We start from the raw sequence: 12,356 nt of genomic DNA, 5'->3' as shown, positions 1-12,356 counted from the left end.
GCACCGGCGGTTCCACCCGACCGCTCACCGCGCGTCGAGCAGCGCCGATCCGACTTGCACCCTTTCCGGGCACGATCACACCCGATAGACGACAACGGCTCGCGCGGCTTCGACCCCGTGCGCTATTCCTTGATCACCCGGTCGCGCGGACGTCACCGACGACGAGCTGCCGCCGGGTGCCGACCTCCGCTCCGCCCGGTCCGCGCGGGCGGTGTCGGACGAGATCCCACCGCCGCGAAGGCCCAGGAGGAGCGCTGGATGCTGGGTGTGCGAGGCCCTTTCCCGGAGGCGGAGCTGTGCCACCCGCTCGACCGCCAGTGGCTGCACTACGCGTTCCTGTCGACCACCACCCCGCACGCGGTGATCGCCAACCTGTCGGTGCTCGGTCCGGAACCGCCTCAGGCGGGGCCGGCCGACCGGTGGGCACCGCAGCGGATGGCGATCGCCCTGGTGTACGACCCGGACCAGGGCTGGTCGTCCACCCAGTTCAACGCGGTCGCGCCCGACCCGGCATGGTCGGCGTTCCGGCTGCCGCACCCGCACGCGTCGCCCGGCGGGTTCCCGGTCGCCGCCTCGGCGGGACGGCCCGCCGTCGACCTGCGGCTGTCCCGCACCAGCAGGCCGTGCACGGCCCAGACCGCCCCGTTCGGGGACGACCAGTACCTGCGGTGGCAGTCCGAACCGGGGGTGCGCGGCTCGGGCACGCTGCGCCCGCCGCGCGGTGACGTCGAGTGCGAGCTGCTCGGGTACCACGAGCGCGTCCGGGGCCGGTGGAGCTGGCCGGTGCTGGGCGGCTGGGTCTTCGGCTTCGCCAACGCGCCCTCCGGCGACGGGGTGGACGCGCCGCCGTGGTCGGTGGTGTTCACCCTCATCCAGCCGCTGCACCCGCCGGACGCCGCCAACGGCTCGGTGATGCTGTGGCGGGACGGCCGGATGGTGCGGCACTTCCCGCGCCGCCGGCTGGAGGTCGCGGTGCACGGCCAACTGGACCGCGACCGGGTCGCACTGGTCCCGCCGCTGGCGCGCACCCTGGCCACGGCACCCGCCCCGGCGGTGCCCAGCCGGCTGCTGATCACCGCGCGGCTGGGCGACGACCGGCTCGTGCTCGACTTCCGGCCCAGCACGGCGGCCCGCATCGCCAATCCCTCGGAGACCAGCCTGAAACCGTTCAGCGTGCACGAACTGCTCGGCGACTGCGCGATCGCGGGCGTGGTGTCGGGGCGGGAGTTCGGCTTCGAGGCGCGGGGGATCGTCGAGTTCGCCGGGGACGCCCGTGACGACTGAGACCCCGCCCGGCGCCCCGCCGCGCACCGGGGCGCGGCTGCTGGCCGAGACCGTGGCCGCGCTGTCCGAGCGCGCGCCGGCGATCGTCGCCGCAGCGGCCGAGGAGATGCGGGACGTCCGGCTGGCGCTGCACTTCCACGACGGCAGCCGGGTGACCATGACCGCCCGCTACAGCCGCCTGCTGGTCGAACCCGACCTGGTCGGCGAACCGGACGTGGAGGTCGCCTTCGACGACCGGGCGATGAACCTGGTCTTCGACGCCCAGCGGCCCCCGGTGGAGCAGGTGCTGCCGCAGAGCCTGGACGTGCGCGGGCCGCGCGACCGGGTGCTGGCGGTGTGGCGCGCGTTCGTGCTGCTGTCCCAGCGCGCCTCCGGCCTGCGGTTCGTGCAGCAGCTCTGGCGCGAGTACCGCGAGCAGGTCCCCGAGCTGTGGGGCCGGGTGACCGGGGAGTCCGCGCCCCGGGTCTCCCCGCACGGCGACGGGTCGACCGGCTGGAGCGCCGTCGACTTCCTCGCCGCGCGCCAACCGCTCGACCCGGGCGACCAGGTGGTCGTCGGCGGCACCGCGACCGCCGCGCCGCGCCTGCTGTGGGACGGCCGCCGCAGCACCGGCTGGTGGGAGGTGCGCCCGGTCTGCGACGCCGACCTGGTGCAGACCATGGGCGCGTGCCGCGCGCGGGCCAACCGGGAGATCGACCGGCTGCTGCCCGACCGCGAGCCGAAGGAGGACCTCTACGACCTGATGCGGTCCTACCCCACCCGCCAGGGCAAGGGCCTGCGCCCGACGCTGGTGTTCGCCGCCTGCACGGCATTCGGCGAGAAGCCCGAGAACGCGGTGCGCGCCGCCGCCGCGCTCGAACTGTTCCACAACGGCTTCCTGGTGCACGACGACATCGCCGACGAGTCGACCCACCGCCGGGGCCTGGCGACGATGAACGCCGAGTTCGGCAACGGGCTGGCGGTCAACACCGGGGACGCGCTCAACCTGCTCGCGGTCGACGCCGTGCTGGCCAACCTCGAAACGCTCGGGCTGGCCCGGACGCTGGGGCTCATCCAGGAGGCCATGCACATGTGCCGGGAGTCCGTGGAGGGCCAGGCCCTGGAACTGGGGTGGATCCACCGCCGCGTGGTGCCGCCCCGGGACGAGGACTACTTCACCATGAGCACCAAGAAGACCGGCTGGTACACGTGCATCACCCCGTGCCGGATGGGCGCGGTGTGCGCGGGCATCACCGACCCGGACGTGCTGGGCCGCTTCGACGAGGCGTTCCGGCTGATCGGGATCGCGTTCCAGATCCAGGACGACATCCTCAACCTGGTCGGCGACGAGGCGCTCTACGGCAAGGAGGCGCTCGGCGACCTGCTGGAGGGCAAGCGGACCGTGATGCTGATCCACCTGTTCCGCGAGGCGGGCGAGCGCGAGCGGGTGCGGCTCGGCGAGCTGCTGCACCGCAGGCGGGTCGAGAAGACCCAGGACGACGCCGAGGAGCTGCTCGACGCGATGCGGCGGCACGGCTCCATCGACTACGCCACCGAGCTGGCCGACCGGCTGGCCGCCGAGGGCATCGCCCGGTTCGAGCGCGACCTGGCCATCATCCCGGAGAACGAGGGAAAAGCAGTGCTGCGACAGATCGCCCACTACGTCACCACCAGGCCGCTGTGACCGACGTCCTCGACCACTCCGCGCTGCGCGACGGCGACCGGGCCGCGCTGCGCCACGCGGGCCGGGTCAACGCCCGGCTGCGCGCGGTGCTGTGCACGCTGGCCCGGCGCGGTGTCGCGCTGCGCCAGGACGATCCGCCGCGTGGCCGCCAGATCCTCGACGCGCTGGCCCCGTGGCCGTTCTACAAGGGCGGCCAGTTCCTGTTCGACCTGCTGGAGTGGGAGGACTTCATGATCGACGGTGAGCCGCCGCCGGTCCTGTCCCCCGCCGAGCTGGGCACCGAGCTGAGGACCGCCCTGGACGTGCCGGCGCTGCGCGGTGTGGTGCACGGCCTGACCGAGGCGCTGACCCCACCCCCGGCCGACCCCGCTCCCGCCTCCGACACGGGAATTGACGACACCCCGGTCGGCGTCGAAGTCACGGTCGGCGACGCGCTGCCGCCGCTGGAAGGCGGCTTCCGCCTCTACCAGGACGTCGTCCTCGGCCTGTTCGACGTCATCGGCCCCCGCCTGCCCCGCGCAGCGGAGCCCGAACCCCCCGTGCCCGGCGAGCCGGACCGTGGCCCCGACACCGCCCCAGAGGGCACTGCGGAGGACGACGCGGCGACCACGACGCCGGAACCCGCGCGGCCGGTGGACGCCCTCCCGAACCCGGTGTTCCCCATCGTGGAGTCCTTCCGCGTCACCGCGCCCGAGCAGCTCGACCACCGGTGGACGCTGCGGGGCGACGCGGCCCTCACCGGCGACGGCCTGGAGCTGACCCCGGCCGCGCAGCGCAAGTCCGGGACGGCCCTGCTGGACACCCCGTTCCCCTCGGCGGCCGGTGTCACCGTCGACTTCGACTTCTACTGCGCCGGCGGCAGCGGCGACGGGTTCGCCGTCTACCTGGTCGACGGCGCTCACGACACGGACGCCGGCGGCTACGGCGACGGACTCGGGTACGCGCTCGACCGCACCGGCCACGACGGCGTCACCCGGGGCTGGATCGGCCTGGGCTTCGACAAGTGGGGCAACTTCTCCCGCGCGACGGCCGGACCCACCCCGAAGGACGCGCGCAAGCCCGGCCACGTCGTGCTGCGCGGTTCCGGTGACCGCCGCAGCGGGTTCGACCTCATCCGCGGTGTCCCCGCGCCGGGTGGCCTGAACGCCGTCTGGGAGGACCGGGCGCACGTCCAGGTGGTGGTCGTGGACGCCGTCGTGACCGTGCGGGTCACCCGTGGCGACACGACCACGACCGTGTTCGACGCGGTGGACCTCACGCTCGTCCCTGGCCAGGAACCGATGCCGGAGACGTTCAAGCTGGGCCTGTCCGCCTGCACCGGCGGGAAGATCTCCCGGCACTGCGTGCGCGACCTCGCCGTCACCCTGCCCGCCGCCGTGCCGCTCGCCGTCGACGGGCCGGCCGAGGTGCCCGCCGGCAGCCGGGCCGCCTTCGTGGTCACCGTGCGCAACGACGGGCCGAACGACGTGCCCGACGCCGTGGTCACCGGCACCTTCGCCCCATCGCTCGCGGACGTGGACGTCGAGGTCTCGCAGGCCGGCGCGGTGGCGACGATCCCGGGCAGCGTCGGCGAAGGGGTCTTCCGGCAGCAGCTCGACCTCCCGGTCGGCGGCACCGCGACGGTCACCGCCACCGGGACCGTCGACCGGGAGGCCACCGGCGAGGTGACGTGCGCGGCGGTGATCACGACGTCGACGCGCGGCAACACCGCGCCGGTCACGTCCGACTCGCACACCGCACGGCTCGCCGAGCCCGTCAGCGACCCGGTCACCGAGGACGTGAGCAACCCCGTGACCGAGACCGAACCCGTCACCGAGCCCGTCACCGTGGACGAGCCCGAGACCGAACAGCACGTCCCGGCGGACGACCTGCGGGTGTGCCTGCACGCCGCGCCCTCGGTCGCGCCCGGTGCCGAGGGCAACCTCGCCGTCAGCGTCGAGAACCCGGACGGCACCCCGGTCGACGTGGCGCGCGCCGAACTGGTCTTCGACGCGCCGACCGGGTTCGAGTGGACCGGCCGGCTCTCGTTCACCTACTACCACGCCGGCGGGGGGAGCGAGGGCAGCGGCGGAACCGCGCTGGAACCCGCCCTGGAGCAGGACGGCCGGCGGCTGCGGCTGACCGGGCTCCAGCGGTTCCGGACCCACGAGGGCTACGTGCTCACCTACGTCCTGGGCATCAGGGCGAAGGCGGACGCCCGGCCCGGCCGCCGAACCGACGGCACGGCCGTCGTCGGCGACTCCCGTCCGCTGTCCCTGGCGGCCACCGTGCAGGGCACCGCGCAGCCGCAGTCGTTCGCCAACGACGACGCCGCGCTGCCGGTCGTCCAGCCGGCCCTGCTGGAGGCCAAGCCGGGCGAGTCCGGGTTCATGGCCGTCACGGTCGGCTTCCAGCGCGCCGTCGACTCGGACGTGGGCAGCCTCGGCCAGGTGTTCCGCGCCCCGTCCGGGTTCCGCTGGAACGGGTACGTCTCGTACTCCTACTACAGCGGCGGCCGGCACACCCAAGGCGGCCAGGCCGACATCCGGCACCGGGTCACCGGGGGCGGCAGCGTCCTGGAGATCACCGGGATGCCCGCGCTCCGGGCGTCCCAGGGGCTGTACCTGACCTACGTCCTCGGCCTCACCGCCGACGGGGGTGCCGCACCCGGGCTGCGCGGCGACGGCGAGGCGAGGATCGGTGACGCCCGCCCGCTCGCCCTGCACGCCGAGGTCGTGGACCGGGCCGAGCCGTCCCGCTGCAACCGCTGACCGGCGCCTCCGCGCCCCCGATCCGGGGGTGCGCGGAGGCCCCCGCGTGCACGGTCGGCGACGAGGGTCGCCGCGCGCATCACCGAGGCGGCTTGCCCGGGCGGCGGTTCGGGTGAAACCCACCCTCTCGCACCCCGTGCGGGACCGGGTGCGGAACTAGCGTTCGACGCATCCGGGCGTCGAGCGCGAGGAGTTCCCATGGCAGGCCACCGAGTCCTCCTCGTCGCGGCGGTGGTGATCGCCTCGGTGGTCCTGCCGGCCGGGGCGGCGCACGCCGACGTGCCCGCCGGCGCCTGCGCGCTGCCGGCGACCGGTGCCCACCTGACCGAAGGCGTCCCGACGCCGGCGGGCTCCGCGCCGTCGCACGGCACGGTGCGGACCACGATGGTCTTCGTCGACTTCCCCGACGCGCCCGCCACCGACACGCCCGCGAGCCTGCGCGACAACCTGCTGCCCGGCGGCCCGAACTGGTTCAGCGCCAGTTCGTACGGCAACCTGAACCTGTCGGTGAAGGCCGTCACCACCCGCTTCCACCGGATGCCCCGGCCGTCCACCGACTACGGCTGGCGACGCGGCCTCACCGCCGAGGCGCACGCCCGCTACCTCAACGACGCGCTGACCGCCGTCGGTCGCACGGTGTCGTTCAGCGGCACGCAGGTGTTCTACGTGGTGCCGACCCGCGCAGCGACCGAGATCTCCTTCTCCCCCGCGTACATCAACCCGCTGACCGCACCCGACGGCAGCACGATCCCCCGGTCGGTCACCTTCGGCCAGGACATGTGGTACTGGGGCAGCAAGGTCCTCAACCACGAGACCGGTCACGCCCTCGGCCTGCCGGACCTGTACGGCTACCAGGGCGACAGCCACCGCTTCGTCGGCGGCTGGGACGTGATGGGCCTGATCTCCGGTCCGGGCCCGGACCTGCTGGCGTGGCACAAGTGGAAGCTGAACTGGCTGCGCTACGACCAGATCGGCTGCGTCAGCCGGACCGGCCGCTACACCGACACCCTGGTCCCGGTCTCCACGCCCGGCGGGCGCAAGGCCGTGGTGATCCGGACCGGCCCGACCACCGCGCTGGTGGCCGAGGCGAGGGCCAGGACGGGCCTGGACGCGACCGCGTGCGCCACGGGCGTGCTGATCTACGCGGTGGACGCGGCGACACCGAGCGGCAGCGGCCCCGTGGTGGTCAAGGACTCCCGCCCGAACTCGGGCGGCTGCGACGGCCACGAGCTGAACGACGCGCCGTTCACCACGGGCAGCCGCTTCCACGACCCGACGAGCAACACCACGATCGACGTCACCACCCGCTCCGGCAACGACCACCGCATCGTCATCGCCTTCGGCACGTCCCCGTGAGCCCGGCCACGGCAACCCCGTTCCACCGCACCACAGGACCCCGCCCCAGGCCGTCACCTCGAAGGCACCGACCGGCCCTCACCCCGCCGGCGAGCGAGCGCGCTGCGCGCGTTCCCGACGCTCAAGCCCCCTCGTTCTTGGGGATGTCGACCGGCACCAGCCCCATCGGCGGCGACAGGACGTCCGGCGGGGAGTAGAAGCCCGGCGCGGACTGCCACGCCGTGATCTGCCGGACGGTCGTGATGAGGCCGAACGCCGCGACCGCGCAGAGCACCACGGCCGCCGTCGACAGCTGCGCGGCGTTGTCCAGGTCGAACCTGGGGCCGTCCGGGTCGGCGTAGCGGCTGCTGTAGCGGTCGAGGAACAGGAAGAGCAGCCACGATCCCCACCACCAGTTGACGGGCGACGTCGCCTGGGCCGACGTCGGGTCGGGTGCGCTCGCCCGCCACACGTCCAGCAGGTACCGGCGCGGCACCCAGAAGTTGACCACGGGCAGCCAGCCCCAGATCGCCGCGCCCCGGTTCCACCGGTGGTCGGCCCCCGGCTCGGCGAGCCGGGCGTTGGTCCCCACCCGCCACATCCACACGACGGTCACGACCATGGCGGCGATGAAGATCCCCGTGCCGATGAACGCCAGCGGCAGGCCGGCCGCCCCGGCCGACACCAGGTCGCTGTCCGTCACCTCACCGGCCAGGTAGTCGTTGTAGGTGTTCCGGAAGAACCAGAGCCAGCCCGTGGTGATCACGCCGACCAGGACGTACAGCCCCACCAGAACCGACACCGCGGTCCCAAGACCGCGAACAGAAGAGAACACGGGTTTCCCACTTCCACGAGAGCCCCCCGACCCGTCGGAGACGGTAACCGGTCAACAGCCGATTCGTCGCGCCTGAAAACCGGATCAAGCGGCTCGTGAACGATCACCGGCACCCCGAGGGGGCCCACTCGGAGGAGCGCCCTCGCAGGTCGCCGACCACCGCCGGCCCGGCCGAGGGCCTTCCGCTCGCCGGTCCGGCACGGGCCTGCGACCGCCTGGTGCGGGGTGGTCACGCCGGACCAGGGGACCAGTCCTGAATGGTCACTTCAAGGCGGTGGACCAGGCCGAAGTCGCGGTCCTGCTGCTCGGCCCTGCGCAGGATTCGCACCAACGCGGTGAAGTCCGCAGCTCCGATGCCGTCACGGCTGGTCCGAGCATTGGTCCAGGTCAGCCGAACCGGTCGCTCGACGTCCGTGCTCAGCCGGTCCCACAGCGCGGAGAAGTTGTTCCCGTAGTAAGGCCCGAAGTCCAACAGCCGGGCCATCTCCGAGTGGAACCCCTCCAGAGTCGTCGCCTTCAACCCGTCCAGCTCGACGTCCATCACCGCAACCCTTTCCCTGTCAGACAACAGAATCCCACCAGTCTCACGGGGAAAGCACCGCGCCACAAAGCAATAACGACCGTGGCGCGGCGACCTGGGCAGGCTCAGGATCGGCGCGGCGGTCGGGTCCGTTCGACCAACGCCCGGATGCGGTGAGCGGTGTCCGCCAGGCCCGCGCCGGCCGGTACGCGTTCGCAGTACCGGAGCAGGGGCAGCATCCGGTCGGCCACCCTCGACGACGCGAGCCCGTCCGCGCTGTCCAGGGCTCGGGCCGCGACGAGGGCCCCGCCGACGTGGTCGCCGGCCAGCAAGTGGTTCAACGCCAACGCGGTCAGGCTGAAAACCCTGCTGCGGCGCATGGACGGGCCGTAGCCGTCGAGTGCGGCGCGCAGCGCGGGCATCGCCAACCGCGTGTGCCCGACGTCGTGGCTGCACGCGAGTTCGGTGTGGACGATGCCGATCATGGCCTGGAGGTCCGAGGCGTCGAAGAACGCCGACCACGGGCGGGACGCGTCGGTCGCGCGGGCGAACTCGTCGCCGGCGCGGCGCAGCAGGGCCAGGGTCTCCGCCGGTGACCCGCGCATGGCCCGCGCCCACGCCTGGTTGACCGAGATGATCGCCGACGTGCGGGCGGATCCGGCGCGGTCGGCGGCGATCCGGCCCCGGTCCAGCGCCCGCAGCGCGCGGGCCGGGTCGCGGCGGTGCAGGTGCGCCCGTGCCGACCGGTAGCAGACGTTGGCCACCAGGTCCTGGTCCGCGTGCTGCTCCAGCAGCTTGAGCGCGACCCGGTAGTGGGCGTGGGCCGCGCGCGGCCGGCCGCCGTCGAACGCCGTCCACCCGGCGAAGTTGTGCAGGTCGGCCACCGCCACCAGCAGCCGGCCGCGCAGCCGCTCGGTGACGTGCACGCGCAGCAGCCGCCGGCCCCGGGCGAGCTCGGCCCGCGCGGTGGCGCAGGCCCCACCCCCGTCGCGGTAGTCCGCGCGGCGCAGCTCGCGCGTGGCGGCTTCCAACCGCCGCACGTCGGCCGTCCCGATCCGGGTCAGCCTGTCCATGTCGGCGGCGGTGCCAACCGGTGTTTCCCGTGCAGACATCGGAACTCCCTCCCCGATCAGGTGGGCAGTCCGGGTACCGGCCCGGCGGCAGGAGGAGGGCTCGGCGGCGGTGGCCCGAGTCCGGATCGGATGATCGTGGTCGCCGGGTGTTTCCGCCGGAGCAGAGCGTGGGGTCGTCGCGCGGGTGGCGGCGCACGCCGAGGTCCGCACCCGTTGCGCCACCATCGTGACAGCGGCGGCACCCCCGCCGGCAGTGGCCACCTCCGGGCCGGCACCTCGGCGGACGCGGGGTTCACCGGGCGAGTTGCAGCACGAGCGTCGCCACGACCGGTGCCAGGTACAGCAACGGGAACGCGGTCGTGTTGTAGGAGCGCGCCCGGACGGTCGTGGCCGCCGCCCCGAGGAAGTACAGGACCAGCCCCACGGCCGCCGCGACGCCGACGGCCGGCAGGAACAGGCCCACGACCAGCCCGACGGCCCCGGCCGACTTGGCGAAGGCCAGCGGGTTCCACCAGGAACGCGGCACGCCGTACTGCTCCAGCGGTTCCACGACGAACTTCTGCCTGGTGAACAGGGAGAAGCCCGAGAAGCCGACCCACAGCGCAGTGGCGACGGCGACGACGTAGTACGCGGTGGTCATCGGTGATCGATCCTCTCGGTGGAACTCGTGACGGCCGGACCGTGCCACCCCCAGAACGGCACGGTCCGTGCCGCTTTGCCTCGGCAAGCCTGCGTGACGGAGCCGGCCATGTCAATACGACACGTGCCGTGCCGGTATGGTGACGGCATGATCCAGCACCGCGCCACCAGCGCCGACGACCGGGCCGGGACGATCATGCGGGCCGCGCTGGACGTCGCCCTGGAAGCCGGCTACGCCAGGCTGAGCATCGAGGCGGTCGCCGCCCGCGCCGGCGTCGGCAAGCACGCGGTGTACCGCCGCTGGACCTCCAAGGGCCTGTTGTTCCTCGACTCGATCCTGTCGCTGAACGAACCCGCGCTCGACTACCCCGACACCGGCGACGTCCGGGCCGACCTGCGTCACCAGATCCACGCGGCGGTGGACCTGCTGGGCGCACCGCCGTGGGGCCCGCTGTACCGGGCGCTGCTGGGCGAGGCGCAGCACGACCCCGCCGTCGCGGCCGGCCTCGTCGAGCGCTTCATCCGCCCGCAGGCCGAGAAGACCGAGGCCCGCCTCCGGACCGCCCGGGAGCAGGGGCAGGTGTCCGCCGACTTCGACCTGGACCTGGCCATGTCGATCCTGTCCGGGCCGCTGTACTTCCAGTTCATGATCACCCAGGAGCCGGTCACCCACGCCTACGTCGACCGCGTGCTCGACGCCCTGTTCGCCGGCCTGGGTCCCCGGCCCTGAGACCTGGTCGAACCCGGGCGAGCAGGAAACCTACAGTCCTCGCATGACCACCAGGCTGATGATCTACTCGGGCCCCGTCGAGCCGGACGCCGTCACCACCCGGACCGGCGGGCTCCCCTTGCTGCCGGCGGAGGTGGAGTGGCCGCGCTGCACGTGCTGCGGCGGCACCATGCAGTTCCTCGCCCGCATCGAGCAGGACGGCACCGTCGTGGACGAGGCGGGCGCACCGACCGGCGACCGGCGCGTGGCCCAGGTCTTCATGTGCGACAACGACCCCGGCGGCTGCTCGACGTGGGAACCGCTGTCCGGCGCCAACGCGGTGGTCGTCCTGCCGCCGGGTCCCGCACCGGCCCGCCCGGCGCCCGAGGAGGGCCGGGCCCTGCTGCCGGTGGTGGGCGGTGTGCGGTTCGAGGAGTCGGACGCGCAGCCGGACCCCGAAGACGAGTTCTCCGACCCGTACGACACCGCGCGCATGGAGTGGCTGGGCCACCCCGAGAAGCGGGTGCGCGACATCCTGGGCCAACTCGGCGGCACCGCGTCGTGGGTGCAGTGGGAGCAGTCGCTGTTCTGCCCGGAGTGCCGGGAACCGCTGCGGTTCCTGGCGCAGCTCGAAGAGGGCCACGACTTCCGCACGCGGGCGAACTACGGCGGCGGCAGCGCGTACGTCTACCTGTGCCCGACCCACGACCTGGGCGCGTTCTTCTGGCAGCAGTGACCGGCCGACCGCCGCCGTCGAAAAGCATCCCCGACGGCGGCGGCACCCCGCCTACCTCAAGTGCCGGGTGAAGAAGCAGGCTGCGGCGTCACCCTCGAACTGCGGGACGCCGGTGTGCCCGCCCATGTTGGCGTGCAACGTCTTCTCCGCCGAGCCGAAGGCGTCGAACAGGTCCAGGGCCATCTGCCGGTCGTTGCCCTCGTCGTCCCACTGCAACAGGACCTGGAGCGGGATGGTGATCCGCCGGGCCTCCTCGACCGTGGCGCGCGGCACGAAGCTGCCGGCGAACAGGACGGCGGCTGCGATGCGCGGGTCGACGGCCGCCAGCCGCACGGCGATGGCGACCACCCCGCCCGAGAACCCGACCGGGCCGCTGATCCCGGGCAGTGCGAGCAGCGCGTCCAGGGTGGTCCGCCACTCGGGGACCGCCCGGTCCACCAGCGGCAGGACCAGCCGGTCCACGACGTCGTCGGAGACCTGCTCACCGGCCGCCAGGGCGCGGTGCAGGTCGGCTCGGGCCTGCTCGACGGCGGGGAGGCGGGGCCGGTCACCGCCGCCGGGCAGCTCGATGGTGGCCGAGGCGTACCCGCCCGCTGCGGCGTGCCGGGCCCGGCCGACCAGCCGGGGGTACATGCGGTCCAGCCCGCCGGGGTGGCCGACCAGGATCAGCGGGGCCGGCGCGGACGCGGGCGTCCACAGGATGCCGGGGATGTCGCCGAGGGTGAACCTGCGCTCCAGGACGCCGTCTTCGAAGCGCTGTTCGGAGGTGAAGTGCACGGTGGTGCCTTTCGGGAGTGCTCGTGAACGGCGCT

At 73.5% G+C, this 12,356-nt stretch carries 11 protein-coding genes; 6 read left to right on the top strand and 5 right to left on the bottom strand.

Features of this window, described 5'->3' with window-relative positions; all coding sequences use genetic code 11:
* Nucleotides 1-258: 258 nt before the first annotated feature.
* From AB0I60_RS05790 to AB0I60_RS05775, 4 genes are all read left to right on the top strand, one after another.
* Nucleotides 259-1,284, top strand: coding sequence for a hypothetical protein (locus tag AB0I60_RS05790; RefSeq protein WP_360726061.1), 1,026 nt, complete (start codon nucleotides 259-261; stop codon nucleotides 1,282-1,284).
* Nucleotides 1,274-2,947 (top strand): polyprenyl synthetase family protein, encoded by a 1,674-nt coding sequence (locus AB0I60_RS05785; RefSeq protein WP_360726060.1) that lies wholly within the window; start codon nucleotides 1,274-1,276, stop codon nucleotides 2,945-2,947. The genes AB0I60_RS05790 and AB0I60_RS05785 overlap by 11 nt, the downstream gene beginning before the upstream one ends.
* Nucleotides 2,944-5,697, top strand: coding sequence for a hypothetical protein (locus AB0I60_RS05780; RefSeq protein WP_360726059.1), 2,754 nt, complete (start codon nucleotides 2,944-2,946; stop codon nucleotides 5,695-5,697). Before AB0I60_RS05785 ends, AB0I60_RS05780 begins: the two co-directional genes overlap by 4 nt.
* Nucleotides 5,698-5,895: 198 nt before the next feature.
* Complete coding sequence (locus AB0I60_RS05775; RefSeq protein WP_360726058.1) at nucleotides 5,896-7,053, top strand: M6 family metalloprotease domain-containing protein; 1,158 nt, start codon at nucleotides 5,896-5,898, stop codon at nucleotides 7,051-7,053.
* A 121-nt stretch (nucleotides 7,054-7,174) separates the two neighbouring features.
* Here the strand turns inward: AB0I60_RS05775 and AB0I60_RS05770 are convergent, their stop codons facing one another.
* The 4 genes from AB0I60_RS05770 to AB0I60_RS05755 form a co-directional block, all read right to left on the bottom strand.
* A complete protein-coding gene (locus AB0I60_RS05770) occupies nucleotides 7,175-7,834 on the bottom strand; it encodes a DUF4328 domain-containing protein (RefSeq protein ID WP_360726057.1) in 660 nt (219 codons plus the stop codon).
* 262 nt (nucleotides 7,835-8,096) lie between these two features.
* Nucleotides 8,097-8,408 carry a barstar family protein gene (locus AB0I60_RS05765; protein WP_360726056.1) on the bottom strand — a complete coding sequence of 104 codons (312 nt, stop codon included), beginning with the start codon at nucleotides 8,406-8,408 and terminating at the stop codon, nucleotides 8,097-8,099.
* Between the two features lie 104 nt (nucleotides 8,409-8,512).
* On the bottom strand, nucleotides 8,513-9,499 hold the full coding sequence (locus AB0I60_RS05760) for a hypothetical protein (RefSeq protein ID WP_360726055.1): 987 nt from the start codon (nucleotides 9,497-9,499) through the stop codon (nucleotides 8,513-8,515).
* A gap of 253 nt (nucleotides 9,500-9,752) precedes the next feature.
* On the bottom strand, nucleotides 9,753-10,100 hold the full coding sequence (locus tag AB0I60_RS05755; RefSeq protein ID WP_360726054.1) for a DoxX family protein: 348 nt from the start codon (nucleotides 10,098-10,100) through the stop codon (nucleotides 9,753-9,755).
* 147 nt (nucleotides 10,101-10,247) lie between these two features.
* On the opposite strand from AB0I60_RS05755, the gene AB0I60_RS05750 reads away from it, so the two are divergent.
* Together AB0I60_RS05750 and AB0I60_RS05745 are read left to right on the top strand one after the other, a co-directional pair.
* Nucleotides 10,248-10,829, top strand: coding sequence for a TetR/AcrR family transcriptional regulator (locus tag AB0I60_RS05750; protein ID WP_360726053.1), 582 nt, complete (start codon nucleotides 10,248-10,250; stop codon nucleotides 10,827-10,829).
* Nucleotides 10,830-10,872: 43 nt separating this feature from the next.
* Nucleotides 10,873-11,544, top strand: a complete 672-nt coding sequence (locus tag AB0I60_RS05745; RefSeq protein ID WP_360726052.1) for a hypothetical protein — start codon at nucleotides 10,873-10,875, stop codon at nucleotides 11,542-11,544.
* Nucleotides 11,545-11,595: 51 nt separating this feature from the next.
* On the opposite strand, the gene AB0I60_RS05740 is transcribed toward AB0I60_RS05745, so the two are convergent.
* Complete coding sequence (locus tag AB0I60_RS05740) at nucleotides 11,596-12,321, bottom strand: alpha/beta hydrolase (RefSeq protein ID WP_360726051.1); 726 nt, start codon at nucleotides 12,319-12,321, stop codon at nucleotides 11,596-11,598.
* Nucleotides 12,322-12,356 lie beyond the last annotated feature (35 nt).

This window comes from Actinosynnema sp. NPDC050436 (genome assembly GCF_040655415.1).
In the GTDB taxonomy this organism is placed as follows: domain Bacteria; phylum Actinomycetota; class Actinomycetes; order Mycobacteriales; family Pseudonocardiaceae; genus Actinosynnema.
This window is presented reverse-complemented; position numbering and strand designations above follow the sequence as displayed.

Bases quoted from the DNA above. Each gene is read 5' to 3' on its own strand.
- AB0I60_RS05755 (WP_360726054.1), bottom strand. From the start codon at position 10,100: ATGACCACCGCGTACTACGTCGTCGCCGTCGCCACTGCGCTGTGGGTC.
- AB0I60_RS05745 (WP_360726052.1), top strand. From the start codon at position 10,873: ATGACCACCAGGCTGATGATCTACTCGGGCCCCGTCGAGCCGGACGCC.
- AB0I60_RS05760 (WP_360726055.1), bottom strand. From the start codon at position 9,499: ATGTCTGCACGGGAAACACCGGTTGGCACCGCCGCCGACATGGACAGG.
- AB0I60_RS05750 (WP_360726053.1), top strand. From the start codon at position 10,248: ATGATCCAGCACCGCGCCACCAGCGCCGACGACCGGGCCGGGACGATC.
- AB0I60_RS05775 (WP_360726058.1), top strand. From the start codon at position 5,896: ATGGCAGGCCACCGAGTCCTCCTCGTCGCGGCGGTGGTGATCGCCTCG.
- AB0I60_RS05765 (WP_360726056.1), bottom strand. From the start codon at position 8,408: ATGGACGTCGAGCTGGACGGGTTGAAGGCGACGACTCTGGAGGGGTTC.
- AB0I60_RS05790 (WP_360726061.1), top strand. From the start codon at position 259: ATGCTGGGTGTGCGAGGCCCTTTCCCGGAGGCGGAGCTGTGCCACCCG.